This is a genomic window from Lachnoclostridium sp. (assembly GCF_031997925.1).
In the GTDB taxonomy this organism is placed as follows: Bacteria; Bacillota; Clostridia; order Lachnospirales; family Lachnospiraceae; genus Lachnoclostridium.
The window spans coordinates 1-15,767 of sequence record NZ_DAMADT010000037.1 but is presented as its reverse complement, the minus strand read 5'-3'; the positions used below and the strand labels follow the sequence as shown (position 1 = coordinate 15,767).

The 15,767-nt window shown below is 35.2% G+C and carries 13 protein-coding genes and 2 tRNA genes; 10 read left to right on the top strand and 5 right to left on the bottom strand.

Annotation, left to right across the window (positions count from 1 at the left end; all coding sequences use genetic code 11):
- Position 1: 1 nt before the first annotated feature.
- From RTP52_RS17760 to RTP52_RS17735, 6 genes are all read left to right on the top strand, one after another.
- Positions 2–889, top strand: a complete 888-nt coding sequence (locus tag RTP52_RS17760; RefSeq protein ID WP_312103406.1) for a ParB/RepB/Spo0J family partition protein — start codon at positions 2–4, stop codon at positions 887–889.
- Between the two features lie 69 nt (positions 890–958).
- Positions 959–1,471, top strand: a complete 513-nt coding sequence (locus RTP52_RS17755) for a DUF4446 family protein (RefSeq protein WP_312103403.1) — start codon at positions 959–961, stop codon at positions 1,469–1,471.
- Positions 1,472–1,612: 141 nt separating this feature from the next.
- Positions 1,613–2,695, top strand: coding sequence for an HD-GYP domain-containing protein (locus RTP52_RS17750; protein ID WP_312103401.1), 1,083 nt, complete (start codon positions 1,613–1,615; stop codon positions 2,693–2,695).
- 120 nt (positions 2,696–2,815) lie between these two features.
- Positions 2,816–3,694: a DUF3881 family protein gene (locus tag RTP52_RS17745; protein ID WP_312103398.1), complete on the top strand. Its 879-nt coding sequence runs from the start codon at positions 2,816–2,818 to the stop codon at positions 3,692–3,694.
- Between the two features lie 30 nt (positions 3,695–3,724).
- Positions 3,725–3,796 (top strand) — tRNA-Arg (locus RTP52_RS17740).
- 320 nt (positions 3,797–4,116) lie between these two features.
- Positions 4,117–4,812 carry a hypothetical protein gene (locus RTP52_RS17735; protein WP_312372740.1) on the top strand — a complete coding sequence of 232 codons (696 nt, stop codon included), beginning with the start codon at positions 4,117–4,119 and terminating at the stop codon, positions 4,810–4,812.
- 58 nt (positions 4,813–4,870) lie between these two features.
- On the opposite strand, the gene RTP52_RS17730 is transcribed toward RTP52_RS17735, so the two are convergent.
- Both RTP52_RS17730 and RTP52_RS17725 read right to left on the bottom strand, forming a co-directional pair.
- Entirely contained in the window at positions 4,871–6,415 is a 1,545-nt protein-coding gene (locus tag RTP52_RS17730; protein ID WP_312372739.1) for a D-alanyl-D-alanine carboxypeptidase family protein, read from the bottom strand.
- 172 nt (positions 6,416–6,587) lie between these two features.
- Positions 6,588–7,310 carry an L-ribulose-5-phosphate 4-epimerase gene (locus tag RTP52_RS17725; protein WP_312372737.1) on the bottom strand — a complete coding sequence of 241 codons (723 nt, stop codon included), beginning with the start codon at positions 7,308–7,310 and terminating at the stop codon, positions 6,588–6,590.
- A 296-nt stretch (positions 7,311–7,606) separates the two neighbouring features.
- Between RTP52_RS17725 and RTP52_RS17720 the strand changes: the two genes are divergently transcribed.
- A complete protein-coding gene (locus RTP52_RS17720; RefSeq protein WP_312372735.1) occupies positions 7,607–8,353 on the top strand; it encodes an aminoglycoside phosphotransferase family protein in 747 nt (248 codons plus the stop codon).
- Positions 8,354–8,715: 362 nt separating this feature from the next.
- Positions 8,716–9,477, top strand: a complete 762-nt coding sequence (locus RTP52_RS17715) for an ABC transporter ATP-binding protein (protein WP_312103385.1) — start codon at positions 8,716–8,718, stop codon at positions 9,475–9,477.
- Between the two features lie 208 nt (positions 9,478–9,685).
- Here RTP52_RS17715 and adhE read toward each other — a convergent pair whose 3' ends face one another.
- Both adhE and RTP52_RS17705 read right to left on the bottom strand, forming a co-directional pair.
- The gene (gene adhE / locus RTP52_RS17710; RefSeq protein ID WP_312103382.1) at positions 9,686–12,304 is read right to left on the bottom strand and encodes a bifunctional acetaldehyde-CoA/alcohol dehydrogenase; all 2,619 of its coding nucleotides are present in this window, start codon (positions 12,302–12,304) and stop codon (positions 9,686–9,688) included.
- A 211-nt stretch (positions 12,305–12,515) separates the two neighbouring features.
- On the bottom strand, positions 12,516–13,178 hold the full coding sequence (locus RTP52_RS17705; protein WP_312103380.1) for an SOS response-associated peptidase: 663 nt from the start codon (positions 13,176–13,178) through the stop codon (positions 12,516–12,518).
- 634 nt (positions 13,179–13,812) lie between these two features.
- Here RTP52_RS17705 and RTP52_RS17700 point away from each other — a divergent pair.
- Positions 13,813–14,079, top strand: coding sequence for a hypothetical protein (locus RTP52_RS17700; RefSeq protein ID WP_312100207.1), 267 nt, complete (start codon positions 13,813–13,815; stop codon positions 14,077–14,079).
- 28 nt (positions 14,080–14,107) lie between these two features.
- Positions 14,108–15,367: a Y-family DNA polymerase gene (locus tag RTP52_RS17695; protein ID WP_312372734.1), complete on the top strand. Its 1,260-nt coding sequence runs from the start codon at positions 14,108–14,110 to the stop codon at positions 15,365–15,367.
- 64 nt (positions 15,368–15,431) lie between these two features.
- Here RTP52_RS17695 and RTP52_RS17690 read toward each other — a convergent pair.
- Positions 15,432–15,504: transfer RNA gene (locus RTP52_RS17690), tRNA-Lys, on the bottom strand.
- Positions 15,505–15,767 lie beyond the last annotated feature (263 nt).

Here is a 15,767-nt window from a genome sequence, read left to right as displayed (position 1 = left end):
TATGGCACCAAAAAAGGGTTTAGGCAAGGGGCTAGATTCACTAATTGTCGAGAAAATTGATAAGAGTGAGCCTAAAGTTAAGGGAAATCAAGAAAATGTTTCACGTGAAACATTGGTCAATATTAATCATATAGAACCTAACAAATCACAACCGCGTTCCCATTTTGATGAGGATGCCTTACATGAGCTAGCGGATTCTATTAAATTGCATGGAGTAATTCAACCTTTAATTGTTCAAAAAAAAGGAGAACGTTATGAGATTATAGCGGGAGAAAGACGGTGGAGAGCATCAAGAATTGCTGGCCTAAAAGAAATCCCAGTTATAGTCAAGGAACTCACAAAGCAACAAGTCTTAGAGATAGCTTTAATAGAAAATATACAAAGAGAAGATTTAAATGCAATAGAAGAAGCACTTGCTTATGAAAAATTAATCTCAGAATTTAAGTTAAAACAAGATGAGGTTGCTGAGAGAGTTGGTAAAAGTAGAGTTTCTGTTACAAATAGTATGCGTTTATTAAAGTTAGATAAACGTGTACAACAAATGGTAATCGATGATATGATATCTGGGGGTCATGCGAGAGCATTATTAGCAATAACAGATGGAGAAATACAGTATCGATTAGCAACAAAGGTATTCGATGAAAAATTAAGTGTACGCGAAACAGAAAAATTAGTTAAACATATTTCTAAGGACAAGCCAGAAAAGGAAATTGCAGCAACACGGGATGATAATTTTATTTATAAAGAAATTGAAGACCGTATGAAGGCTATCTTTGGAAGTAAAGTTGATATTCGTAGGGGAAATAATAATAAGGGTAAAATAGAGATCGAATATTATTCTCAAGAAGATTTTGAACGTATTTTAGATTTAATAAATACATTAGTCTAAGTAACAGATTTAAAATGATAAAAAGGATTTATAAAACAATTTGAGAAGAAGAGAAAGGTATGAGGGAGAATGGAACTATTTGATAGACTTGGTATAGATGGTAGTTATATAGTGCTCGGAGTTACGGTTGCTTTATTATTAATTTTCATTATTCAGATAATAATATTAGTAAAACAAAGTAAATTAAAGAAAAAATATAATACTTTTATGGAAGGTAGCGATGGTAAAACTCTAGAAAGTACTATTTTAAATCGTTTCCAAGAGGTTGACAAATTAAAAGAGGATACCAAGTCTATGAAAGATAGTATTCATAGAATAACAGAGAACTTATTAAATGCCTACCAAAAGTGTAGTATTGTTAAATATGATGCTTTCAAAGAAATGGGAGGCAAACTAAGTTTTTCCCTTTGCTTATTAGATGATAATAATAATGGGTTTATTATTACCTCAATGCATAGTAGTAGAGAAGGTTGCTATACCTATGTAAAGGAAGTTATTAAAGGGGAATCATTTGTACTTTTATCAGAAGAAGAAAAGCAGGTATTAAGCGAAGCAAAAAATAAGAAGAACTATTTTGAGTAAGATAAAGTAGTCTTAGAGCGAATGAAAGAAGTGTCTTCGTTCTAAGACTTTTTATTAATAAGTTTTCATTATGGTAGTTTAATTTACAAAAAGTGACAGCTTGCTTATATCATGTTAATAATGAAGTGGAGGAGTAGCTCATTGAAACGAATATCTGTAGATAAATTAGTAGGCGGAGAGATCGTTGCAAAAGAAATTGCAACAATCCACGGTCTTGTTATCATTCCAGTTGGATCAAAGATCAAAAAAGAGTATATCCGAAAATTAAAAGAGCTACATATTGACTGGATTTTTATTGAGGAAGTGAAAGAACAAAAAATAGATAATCTAGTACAAGGTACAGTAGAAGCCCAGGTTGAAAAAAAGATTTTAGAAGAATGTGTTGGACAGATTAAGAATACAATCGAACGTTATACATGTTGCGCAAGTAATGAATTAACTGGCGTAGTGGATGTTGCAAATCATATCATTCAAGAAATATTAGAACAACCAAATGTAATGTACAACGTTTCTACAATACGGGAAAAGAATCATTCTACCTATACCCATAGCGTCAATGTATCAACTCTAGCAGTGTTAATAGCTTTAAAGCTAAAATTGCCTCAGAAGAAGATACAAGAAATTGCTATAGGATCTTTGCTTCATGACTTAGGAATGTCCTATTTACCATTTGATTATGAAAAAATAGATATAGACGAATGTGATGAAAAGCAATTAACCGAGATTAAAAAGCACGTATTAACAGGATACACCATGGTGAAAGATGAGGAGTGGCTATCAAATACAGCGAAGGAAATTGTTCTAAGCCATCATGAGCGAGATGATGGAAGTGGTTATCCAATGCATCTGACAAGTGATAGGATTAGTTTAGAAACGAAAATTGTGGCTATCTGCGATGAGTTGGATCGTGCTGTTTACAGTGATCACAGGCTAAAATACAAAGTCCATCATGTTATCGATAATATAATGAGTAAAGCAGGAATACTATTTGATTTTAAAGTAGTGAATGCATTTGTTGAAGTTGTAGCAGTATATCCAATAGGAACGTACGTTCTATTAAATACGGAAGAAATTGGTATAGTAATAAGTCAAAACTATCGTATGCCAACCCGTCCAGTAGTACAAGTGTTAGGTATAAAAGAATTGGATTTAAGTAAAAAGGGAAGAATCGTAGATTTGTCACAAGAACTAACAACTTATATACGTGACACAATTGAGGAGTGATGCCAAAATGATAGTTACTATATTCCCTAGTTGCTAAGATTACATTAATATGATATAACTAAGAAATGGAGTTTTCACATAGAATGAAATACAGCAAAAAGAAAGTTATTGGGTGAATTAATGCATAGTTTTTTAAGGGCAATAGGATTTAGTAAATTAAATAATAGAATACAAGTGGAAGACTTAATTCATAAAGTAGTGGAACAAGCTACAGACAAGCATAGATATAGTTTTGAGGATAATACTGTTGTTGCAGAATTATCTTATGAATTTGCAGAAGGAATAGGGATAACGGTACGCGGTGAGTACGATGAGAATGACCAATTCCATGTTGAACATTATTATCCTTATTTTCATGGTCAAAATGTTAGTACAAGGGAAGAGGTCTTTATCAGTAAAAGAGTTGATACAGATGCTTATACCGGAATGTGTGATGACTATCGTCTAGGTGTATCTCTTATCTTTTATTTGCAGAATGTCATTGACTATTTATCAATAAAATCGAAGAGAGATTCTATCGGACTTCGATCAATTACATTGTCTGGATTAGCCGCGGAGGGAAAGATATTACTTCCCGTAGAAAAGACGGAGCATCAGATGAGAAGCAGTACTGCAGATATGAAATATCGTAATCAGTTGATTGCAGAAGCTAAAAAAGGAAACCAAGAAGCAATCGATAGCCTAACAATCGATGATATTGATATGTATGCCATGGTTTCTAAAAGAGTTAAAAAGGAAGATATTTATTCTATCGTAGAAACTTCATTTATTCCATATGGATCTGAGTCTGATAACTACACGGTCTTAGGAACTATTATAGAATGGAGAGAAGTAAAGAACGAAGAAACAAAGGAAATTCTCTATGTAATGCAACTCGAATGCAATGCATTAACCTTTGAAGTATGTATTAATAAGGAGGATTTATTTGGAGAGCCACAAGTAGGAAGAAGATTTAGGGGAACGATTTGGATGCAAGGAATGGTTGACTTTATCGGATAATTTGAATATAATAAATATTGTGACATCCAAGTCCCCATAGTTAAACGGATATAATAAATCCCTCCTAAGGATTAGTTACAGGTTCGATTCCTGTTGGGGACGTAATAGGCTGTAGGTTAGATACCTACAGCTTTTTTAATTTGTCCTATAGATAGAAATCTGAGAAGACTAGAGTGGTAAAACTAATCTGTTCTATCTTATTGATATAAATATTGCAAATAAGATAAAAAATAAAACAAATATCATAAAATTGCGGAAATTATCCGATAACTATATCATCGGAACAAAAATGTTCCGATGATCAGATTGACGGTGCAAAACTCGCACCTTTTATCAGAAGTTGAAAGGATAACTTCTGATAAGCAATATGATATAATTACAATACAGACATAGCTGATAAAACAGCGCAGGAGGGGTACGGATTGAAGAGTAAAAAATCAAAGGTTATTTATATTATCTTCTTTGTTGCAGCCGCTTTTTTTGCAGCATTTATCTTAATTGAATTCCATAAGGATTATCTGGCAGTAGCGCTTGCCGCTGTTTTAATGTTGATTGCTGCTTATTTTCTAGTAGATAAGATAGAGCATGATATCTACCAAAAATATCAACTTGATCAATGTGATTTCGACGATAAGTTTGAACAAGCTATGTTTGAAATGAAACGTAATTATACAAAAATTGAAAGGTTAGAAAGAGCAATATATAAAGCAGCCGGGGAAGAGAGTGAGGAAGAAGTTCAAAGTGTTTCTATGCTTGATATTTTAGCTCGCCTCGAATCCTTTGAAAAAAACATACAAAAAGAACAAGAAGAGAATACAAAATTGCTTCGTCATGGAATTAAAGCATTGGTTCAATATAGTAGAGAGAATGCTCGTCAAGTAGCATTAAATACGAATGAAAATACTCAGTCTACTCTAAAGGAAATTAATAATGTTGTTTCTATGTTGGAGGGAGCATTACCGAATCTTCTTAAGAACAATCAATTAGGATTGGAAGAACAAATTGTAACATTGAATAATGAGTATCATAATGAAATAAAAGACATGACAAATAAATTGGATCAAATTAATAACTTACTACAAGGTATAGTAGAGAGTGATAAAAAAAGAATAGAGTAAGAAATGGAAAGGTCAGTACTATGAAAAGTGCTGACCTTTTGTAAAACAGTTTAGATTTCTATTCGATATAATCTTCACGATAATTTCTGCGCATAGAATCCATTCGGCGTTTATGATTCTCATGATATCTTCTACGACGTTTCCTATGAGGCAATTCAATAAAAAGTATATAGTATCCAATCAAAAGAACTATAACGGTAGCTGTAGCTCCGAGAAGTATTGGTTTTAATACGGAAGAGCCTTGTTTTTTTGAATCTTTTTCATGAGTGGATTTTGAATCTACTGGTACATCTTCAGAAGATCCTGAACCAAGGGTTACATTCGTTTCAGAGTCTTTAAAAACAAGTTCAGGAGGAATCAAGTAATCAGGCCATTGTGCATCAAACGCTGCTTTCGTTAAAGGATATTCTTTATTATAGTATAAAATATCAGTTGCTCCAACATATTTTCCTGCATAGGAATAGGAGATTTGTCCCACAACATTATTACCGTGAACGAATTCTTTTACGGGAGTATAAGTTATGGTTTTATCAGCATCTTTATAATTGGCTGTCACTGGTAAAACCACGTTACTATTTGAGCTTAAGCGTAGTGGGCTTTGCTCTGGTTTAACAAAGGCAGGAAAATCTTTAAATAAAGATGTAAAACCAGAATTATTTATATTTTCAGTATCTTCAATACGATATAGAGCATAATTATCAAATGCAAAATCAAGGATTTTTGCAGTATCCTCATATGCGTGCAAACCTGTATCAACATGTAGAACAACCGCAATTAAGGTCAATCCATTACGCTCGGCATAAGTAACCAATGTTGTTTTAGCTTCTGCTGTACCACCAGTCTTTCCTCCAATAGCACCATCATAATTTAAAGTTTTACGAATAAAACGGTGATGATTTGCCAAAGGGCGTGCTACATTTTTATTAGTAGCTGGCATGGTATAAGTACGACTACCTGTAATGGTACGAAATTCAGGTAGCATAATTGCTGCACGGCTGATTAGTGCCATATCATAGGCACAAGTATAGTGGTTATCATCATGGAGACCATTAGGATTAACGAAATTAGTATTAACGCTTCCAAGCTCTTTTGCCCTGGCATTCATCATTGCAGTAAAATCAGTCATTGAACCGTTTGCAACATGCTCACCGACACCGTAAGATACTTCATTCGCAGATTCTAACATAACAGCGTATAAAGCATCTTTTAAGGATACGGATTCACCTTCCACAAGACCAATTCGGCTACTATTAAAATCAACATCCCATTCTGCAGCATGTGACATCGTCATAGTTTCATTTAAATTACAATTTTCTATAGCTAGTAAGGTCGTCATAATCTTAGTGATACTAGCAGGATAGTGTTTATCATAAATATCTTTCTCATATAAAATTAAACCGGTGCTAGCTTCCATGACAATAGCAGCGTCGGCATATACTTCTGGCCCGGTTGGCCAGGCAAAATCAGACACATCAACAGTTGACGGAACATTTTCTTTATTTGTATTGGTATCCGCATAGGCTGAGGCAGGAGAAACCGTTAATAATACAGTTACTGTAATTGCAAGGAGCCTACGGAAGTATTTTCTAAAATTAACCTTCATAAAATCCTCCGAATCTATGTGAAAAAGCGTTTGAAAAGCGGTCGAAAAGTGATTGTAAATAAACGACAAGACCCCGATCAAGAAGACTTGACGGGGTGCCCGTATATTGGTATTATAAAGTATTTTTATGCATGTCGCAAGTTAAAATACTATAAATCATGGAAACAAAAAACTATTCAAAACCTTTTTGACCATAATATGAGTTTGGACCATGTTTTCGAAGGTAGTGTTTGTCCAGTAAATCCTGTTGCATGGAAGGGCAGGTGGTAGTCATATGATTACTTTGATAGAGTAGAAGTGTATGCCAAGCCATCTGAGCTACTTCCTCTAAAACAATCGCATTTTCCACAGCTTTCATAGCACTGTTACCCCAGGTGAATGGACCGTGACTATGAACGAGAACGGATGGAACCTGATATGGATCGACGTTATGTTCTTCAAAGGTATCAATGATAACACTTCCCGTTTCTTTCTCATAAGATCCTTTAATTTCATTTTTGGTCATTTTACGAGTGCATGGTATGGAACCGTAAAAGTAGTCTGCATGGGTAGTACCAAGTGCAGGTATGGAAGCACCTGCTTGTGCAAATATAGTTGCAAATCGTGAATGAGTATGAACAATACCACCAAGATCAGGATATGCATTATATAATTCTATATGAGTTGGGGTATCGGAAGAAGGATTTAGGGAACCTTCCATTACATGTCCTTCTAGGTCTACCACAACCATGTCCTCTGGTCTCATATTAGTATACTCAACTCCGGATGGTTTAATTACAATATACCCTGTATCTTTATCCCTGGCAGAAACATTACCCCATGTTAATGTAATTAATCCGTGTTTCGGTAACATCATATTAGCTTGATAAACTTCTTCTTTTAACTTTTCTAACATTTTAATTCTCCCTGTTATGTATAATAAAATGAGTATCTGTCTTTATTATAGTATATGCAATTATTGAAGTAAAGGAAGTATGATACTTATGTGGCAAAGATGTCCCTAAATTGTAGTTAAGTAAGTAAATGCATCGATATTTTCTAAAATAAACCAGAGATAGAGCTATACAAAATTAGCAATATATGCTATAATTATTGTATAAATTCAGAGTATTTTATATAAATGTTACAAAACTATATAGAATACGAAGTATAGTATGACTTATAAAAGACTAGACGAGAGGAGAAAACATTATGAAGCTTACAAACTTAATTTCAAAAGGACAGAAAGCTAGTGTTTATCGCAATGGAGATAATGCAATTAAGGTTTTCCATAAGGAAACAAACAAAACGGACGTACTTAATGAGGCATTGAATACAACCAGAGTAGAGGAAACGGGTCTAGCAATTCCATGTATTAGTGAAGTTGGAATTGAAGATGGACAATGGTCAATTACTATGAATTTTATTGAGGGAAAGACCTTAAGTCAGTTAATGAAAGAAAATCCGGAGAAAAAAGAAGAGTACATAAATCAAATGGTTGACCTTCAACTTGAGATTCATTCTAAGAGAGCACCATTGTTAAATAAATTAAAAGATAAGTTAATTCGTCAGATTAATAGCCTTGAGATGTTAGACAATATTAAAAAATACGATTTGTTAACTAGATTAGATGGTATGCCAAAGCATGTGAAGGTATGCCACGGTGATTTCCATCCTAATAATATTATCCTATCGAGTGATAAGATGTATGTGATTGACTGGGTACATGCTACACAGGGAAATGCAAGTGCGGATACGGCTAGGACCTATTTGTTGTTTGCCTTAGAAGATCAAAAACTTGCAGATTATTATCTAGATGTATTTTGTAAAAAGAGCAAAACTGAGAAATGTTATGTTCAGACTTGGTTACCAATTGTAGCAGCAGCTCAGTTAAGTAAAAATAAGCCAGAAGAGAAAGAGCTACTAATGAAGTGGTTAGATGTTGTAGAATATGAATAGGTAATTAATAATAATTTATAGGTAATGAGTAATGAATAATGAGTAATGAGTAATGAGTAATGAGTAATGAATAATAAGTAATAAGTATTGAATAATAAGTATTGAATAATATGTAATGAATATTAGAATAAAGAATAAGCAGTGAGAAAGAGTAATAATTAATTAGAGACCATTTTGAGAAAAGATCCTGGATTAAGGGACTTCGAAATGGTCTCTATTTGATTATATAAAACTGTAAAATGTTTGGTTAAAGAAACAACATATGACGATACTTTAAACATAATAACGGATAACTAAAACTTTAGTGAAAGGGTTCGGTTTCTTTCAATTATATATGTAAACAAGTGTATCTTGGAGGTAAAATGAGTAAGAAAACTATCGTATTACAAGTTGTAGGGTTAACCAAACAATATAGAGGACATAAAGTGGTAAATCGTATTTCTCTCACTGGGTATTCCAGTGAGATTCTTGGCATCCTAGGGCAAAAGGGGGATGGAAAGACTACAATTATTAATATGGTTACTGGAGTACTTAAAAAAGAAGAAGGTACCATAATTATAGGCGGATATGACCTTGATTATAATTATGAAGATGCTATAAAAGAAATAGGTATGTTAGTGAATTTACCACACTTATCGGAGCATCTAACAGGGTTAGAGAACTTATATCGATCTGCAAAAGCAAGAAAAGTTGGGAAAGAGCAGTTAGAAAAAGTGGTTGTATTAATTACTTCTCAGCTGGATTTAAACATGAAAGTAAGAAACTATTCTGTTGAAATGAAACTTATACTTTTAATTGGAATATCACTTCTTAGTAATCCAAAGCTAATTGTACTAGATGAGCCAACAAAAGATTATAATCCAATTGCTACTAGAAAAGTTAGAGAGTTTTTAAAAATTATTTCTCATGAGCAGGGAATAGGTATTATAGTATCAAGTACTATGCTCTGGGAGATGGAAAAACTCTGTGATCGTGTAATGATTCTGTCGAAAGGAGTTAATCTTGGAACGATTGGTATCAAAGAATTATTAGATAAAGATAGGAATCTAGAGGATTTTTATTTAGAACAAAACAGCTATTACGAGAGAAAAATGAATGTGACAGAGAAAGGATGTATAGTATAAAAAATAAAGATATTTTAATGCCACGTAGTGGCAATGAGGTAGAGCTGGTAGCGTAAGCGGATTGCAATCTCCGCTTTTACATATAAAAGAAGGAAGAGAAATGGGGAGTCTCTTCCTTCTTTTTCTATAGGAACCCTTAGAGGGGGGAGCGAGAAATGTGAAGCGTGTAAGTTTAATTTATGACAGGAAACCTACATACTTTCTTATCTTATTTACCGTAGTAAACTTTGAGATAGATTTCCTTGATTTCCTTCATTAATGGATATCTTGGGTTAGCGCCAGTACACTGATCATCGAAGGCCTGTTCAACCATAGCATCCAAAGTATCTAAGAAATATTTCTCGTCTACGCCATATTCTTTGATGGTTTTCTTGATACCGACTTTTTCTTTTAATTCATCAATTGCTTTCAAAAGGTTTTCGAACTTCTCATTATCGTTCTTTCCGGCAATACCTAAGAAGTTCGCACATTCTACGTAACGATCTAATGCATGTGGGTATTGATATTGAGAGAAAGTACCCATTTTTGTAGGAATGCTAACGGAGTTAAAGCGCATTACTTCATTGATTAAGAGTGCGTTAGCTACACCGTGTGGCAAGTGGTGGAATGCACCTAATTTATGAGCCATGGAGTGGCAAACTCCTAAGAATGCATTCGCGAACGCCATACCAGCTAAGGTAGAAGCATCTGCCATCTTTTCTCTTGCAATCGGATCAGAAGCACCATTTTCATATGCACTTGGAAGGTAAGCGAAAATATTCTTCATAGCTTTTAATGCTAAACCATCCGTATAGTCAGTAGCCATGATAGAAGCGTATGCCTCTAATGCATGGGTAAGGGCATCAATACCAGAAGCGGAAGTTAATCCCTTAGGCTGGTTCATCATCATGTCAGCATCAATAATAGCCATCTTAGGAAGTAATTCGTAATCTGCAAGTGGATATTTTACGCCAGTTCTTTCATCGGTAATAACAGCAAATGGTGTAACTTCAGAACCAGTACCGGAGGAAGTTGGAATTGCGATAAAGTAAGCCTTTTCACCCATCTTAGGGAAGGAGTAAACACGCTTTCTAATATCCATGAAACGCATTGCAAGGTCAAGGAAGTTTACTTCTGGATGTTCATACATAACCCACATAATCTTTGCGGCATCCATTGCAGAACCACCACCGATTGCGATAATGCAATCTGGCTCGAAGAGTCTCATTGCTTCTGCACCTTCTGCAGCACTTGCTAAAGATGGATCTGGAGCAACGTTATAGAAAGTAGTATGCTGAATTCCCATAGCATCTAATTGATCCGTAACGCACTTTGTATAGCCATTCTTATAAAGGAAAGCATCGGTTACAATAAATACTTTCTTTTTATTCATTACATCTTTTAATTCTGCGAGGGCTACTGGTAAACAACCCTTCTTAAAGTATACTTTCTCAGGTGCTCTAAACCAAAGCATGTTTTCTCTCCTCTCAGCAACTGTCTTAATGTTGATTAAGTGCTTTACTCCTACGTTTTCTGATACGGAGTTACCGCCCCAGGAGCCACAGCCAAGAGTAAGAGATGGAGCTAATTTAAAGTTATAAAGGTCACCAATACCACCATGGGAGGAAGGTGTATTTACAAGAATACGGCAAGTCTTCATAGCATCAGAGAACTTTGCAATCTTTTCTTGCCCAGTACCTACATTAATATAGATAGAAGAAGTATGGCCATAACCACCATCTGCAACAAGACGAGCAGCTTTGCTTACTGCATCCTCAAAGGATTTTGACTTGTACATAGCAAGAACTGGAGAAAGTTTCTCATGTGCAAATTGCTCTTCTAATTCAACAGATTCTACTTCGCCAATTAAAATCTTAGCGGCTTCTGGTACGTCAAATCCTGCAAGCTTTGCAATCGTATGAGCGCTTTGTCCAACAATCTTAGCATTAAGAGCACCATTGATTAAGATTGTTTCACGAAGTTTCTGAGTCTCTTCTGGGGAGCAGAGATGGCAACCGCGATCCTTGAATTCTTTCTTAGCAGCTTCATAAATCTTATCACTGATGATTACAGATTGTTCGGAGGCACAAATCATACCGTTATCAAATGTCTTAGAGTGAATAATAGAGCTTACTGCAAGGCGAACATCACAGCTTTCATCCATAATAACAGGGGTATTACCTGCACCAACACCAAGCGCTGGTTTACCAGAAGAATAAGCAGCCTTTACCATACCAGGTCCACCAGTTGCAAGGATGATATCTGCATTCTTCATAACCTCATTGGTTAATTCAAGTGATGGAACGTCAATCCAGCCAATAATTCCTGCAGGAGCACCTGCTGCAACTGCAGCATCTAATACCACTTTAGCAGCTGCAATGGTACAGTTCTTAGCACGAGGATGTGGGCTGATGATGATTGCGTTACGAGTCTTTAAACAAAGTAATGTTTTAAAGATAGCGGTGGAGGTAGGATTGGTAGTTGGGATTACAGCTGCAACTACGCCGATTGGCTCTGCAATTTTTTTGATACCAAAGCTAGAATCTTCTTCAATCACTCCACATGTTTTTGTATCTTTGTATGCATTGTAAATATACTCTGCAGCATAATGATTCTTAATTACTTTATCTTCTACAATACCCATACCAGTTTCTTCTACGGCCATCTTTGCTAACGGAATACGTTGCTGATTGGCAGCCATGGCAGCAGCGAAGAAGATTTTATCAACTTGCTCTTGAGAGTAGGTAGCAAAGAGCTCTTGTGCTTCTTTTAACTCTCTTAATTTTGCTGTTAATGCTTCGAGAGAGTCTACTAATCCAGTTGTCTGTAATTCCACTTTTTTTGTCATATCCTTATCCTCCTAAGATGTAATATATTTGTATTACAGAGTTAATATCTAAAGTAGATTTAGTACTGTTAAATATTTAACAAACTTACTTAAAAAAATTAATCTAATTGATTCAACGACATTTTATAACAATGTTAAATATTTGTCAATGTACACAACCAACAAAGAAAAGGAATAAAAAACTCGCTTTATGGTAAATTTCATGAGAGCGTTACCATGGAAATCTAAGTTGCTCAAATTCTGGTTCCTTTAGGGAGGCGTTGGTTTTTTGTAACTGTTCTGGTGTGCGTTTCATAATAGAAATTGCTTCTTTTCTGGAGGATAGCCAGCCTTCAATTTCATCTTCTTTTAATAAGACAGGCATGCGATTATGAATGTCTATCATCGATTCATTTGCTGCTGTTGTGAGAATAACAAAGCGATCTTCCTCTTCATCGAGGTGAGATAGACCAGCCATATAAAGAGGTTTTTCCTGCTTGGAGGTAAAATAATATTTGGTTTTGGAACCACTATGCTCCCATTCATAAAAGCCACTTGCGGGAACTACAATACGTCTAGATTCCAAATCATTCGCAAACATTCTTTTTTCCGATGCACTTTCACTACGTGCATTAATAATTACTTTACTTCCCTCAAAACCTTTATATCCCCAAGTCATTGCAGAGGGCAGAATGCTCCCTTCCTTTCTCGCTATAATCGGAGCAGTGTTGGTGGGATAAATTTCACCAGTTTTAAACTTTCTTGGAACGTGTGTACCCTCATTGTTTGAGTCAGGTGTCTGTAGACGTTCCCCCTGAAGACGCCGATCTAAATTTCTTATAATACGAAGTAACTCTTCATTGCTTTCTTCATCCACATAGTAGCGTCCACACATAGTTGTTTCTCCTTCCTATTTATATGAAATATTGTACGAAATCTTTATCTTTCCTATACCCTTAGGGTATTTTAATTCTTTGTTTTTTCTATTTATGCTTTTCTTATTTGAAGACAAAAGATAATGGCATTTTCTATGCTTTCATAGACCTATCACCAATTTCGTTCTTCATTTAGAATCAATCCGATACCGTTATTTTTACGCAATATGACTTATTTACTTGCTTAATGTTTATATCTTCCATGCCAATCCTTTTCCATGCAATTCAAGAGAATTTAATTCACCTATCATATCGTTGGTGAATTATTGTTTTTTATTATATAGTAATTAAAATATAAATACTACCATTATTTAACGAATAACCTAAAGAGAATAAACGCAGATATCATATAGATTGAAACCGAATTTACATTTCCTTAATGTAAAAAATGTTATAGAATACCACTTTACAATAGAACATATGTTCTGATATAATAAACGTACATATGTTCGATATTTTTTGCATAAACTATAGAAAGAGGTTTATTCATAACCAGGAAAAGTTTGCGAAGTATGCTTTTACTTGGTCATTTACTTTATACCGTAGTTTTTTATGGAATGTAGCATTTAAGTTGTTGAAAAGAGGTGTAGGAAAGTGCAAAATAACATTCCCGTTGATATGATTTCCTTTTGCAGTACCTTAGGCGAGGTTAAGCCACTACGCATACGATTAGAAAATGAAGCACATGAGAGAGTGTCTGCTGACATTATAGAAATTGCATATCGTAAACAAATAAAACCCTCTGGTCTCACCATTCTTATTTATGGATGCCGTTTAGAGCTGTTTGGAGAGATTCGCTTGGCTGAACTTCACTATCATACCGACTCGGGTAGATGGACTTTGTTTCGAATGGTAAGCTAAATGGTTATGTTATTTAAGGAGTATAGCAATGCAGGAAAAAATTTTTTTTCATATTGATGTTAACTCTGCGTTTCTTAGTTGGGAGGCAGCTTATCGACTTCACGTTTTAGGGGAAAGCGTGGATTTGCGTGAGATCCCTTCCGTAATTGGAGGAGATAAAGAGAACAGGCATGGAATAGTTTTAGCGAAATCTACTTCTGCTAAAAAAATGAAAATTCACACGGGTGAGGCTCTTGGAGCAGCAGTACAAAAATGCCCGAATTTAGTAATCATTCCACCAAATTATGAAAGGTATGTGAAAGCATCAAAGTCATTAATGGAGATTTTGCAAAGGTTTTCTCCTAAAGTAGAGCAATATTCGATTGATGAAGCTTTTGTTGATATGAGCGGGAGTGAATTGTTATATGGAGGACCTGTTATTGTTGCAAATAATCTGAAAGATCTGATTGAAGAGGAATTAAAATTTACAGTAAATATTGGTGTATCTTCAAATAAGTTATTAGCAAAGATGGCAGGGGAGCTAAAGAAGCCGAATTTGGTGCATACGATGTTTCCAGAGGAGATTCCAAAGAAGATGTGGCCACTACCGGTAGGAGAGTTATTTTTTGTGGGAAGAGCGACAGAAAAAAAACTTTTTAATCTGGGGATTAAGACGATAGGGGAGTTAGCGCAAACAGACGTAAAAATATTAAAATCTCATTTTGGAAAGTATGGGGAAGTACTTCACCAGTTTTCACATGGAATCGATGAATCTCCTCTTTTTGTTCCTTTAGAAGCAAATAAGGGATATGGCAATTCCGTAACTACACCTTACGATATTGTTACGATGGAGCATGCAAATCTCGTTTTGCTATCGTTAAGCGAAACAGTATGTACGAGACTTCGAATGGATGGAGTGAAAGGGCAGTGTGTGTCCGTCTCGATTACAACGGATACTTTTCAGAGAGTCTCTCATCAAGGGATGCTTTTTTCTGCTTCTAATACGACGATGGAAGTGTATCGTTTTGCTTGCCGTTTATTTAAGGATCTATGGGATGGGAAGACGCCAATTAGACAAATGGGTGTGCACACAAGTAGAATCACCAAGGAGAATACGATGCAGTATAACCTATTTGATTGGGACCGCTATGAGAAATTGAGTAAATTGGATGAAACAATAGATTCTATACGAAAGAGATACGGAGACGATTCTGTGATGAGAGCTTGTTTTTTAAATACAAGTACTTATCATATGCATGGTGGAATTTCAAAAGAAAAGAAAACTGGGATTACAAAGCCGCTGCGGTAGGAAATTAGACAAGAAAAAGTCCTCACCCAGCGACTCTTGCGTTCGCCAAACGAGGACTTTATGATGCGTCTTCAGGGGCTCGAACCCTGGACACCCTGATTAAGAGTCAGGTGCTCTACCAACTGAGCTAAAGACGCGTATTTGGTATCAACAATTAGTTATTATATAGGAAGTAGACAAGAATTGCAAGTATTTTTTTTATTTTTTTAAAAATTTCTTAAAAAGTATCAAATCTACTATAAAACGATAAAAATATTGACATAGAAAGAATGTTCCACGCTACAATCCTTGTGCATTAAAAAAGTCCTCACCCAGCAGCTATTATCTGCCAAACGAAGACTTCTAATGCGTCTTCAGGGGCTCGAACCCTGGACACCCTGATTAAGAGTCAGGTGCTCTA